Source organism: Vibrio anguillarum (assembly GCF_001989995.2).
In the GTDB taxonomy this organism is placed as follows: Bacteria; Pseudomonadota; Gammaproteobacteria; order Enterobacterales; family Vibrionaceae; genus Vibrio; species Vibrio anguillarum.
The window spans coordinates 1-241 of record NZ_JAHGUP010000100.1 but is presented as its reverse complement, the minus strand read 5'-3'; the positions used below and the strand labels follow the sequence as shown (position 1 = coordinate 241).

Annotated in this window: 1 protein-coding gene; it reads left to right on the top strand. The window is 45.2% G+C overall.

Annotated features, from left to right (window positions below):
* Nucleotides 1-206, top strand: a 206-nt coding sequence (locus PL85_RS16620) for a transposase domain-containing protein (RefSeq protein WP_208895739.1), incomplete at its 5' end; no start/stop codon positions are given.
* Nucleotides 207-241 lie beyond the last annotated feature (35 nt).

Genomic DNA, 241 nt, shown 5'->3' with positions numbered 1-241 from the left:
TCAAATCGCTGGTCATTGGCCGAAAAAATTGGTTGTTCGCCAATAATCCTAATGGTGCGGATGCTAGTGCGCTGTTGTATAGCATCATCGAGACGGCAAAAGCTAACGGACTGATACTCTATAATTACCTAGTCAAATGTATGAAAGAGCTGGCAAAGCCAGAGCCTGATATTAACTCTCTTCTTCCTTGGAACTTCTCACACTGAAACTAAAACGCCCCGTGGGATCATGGGGCGCTTAC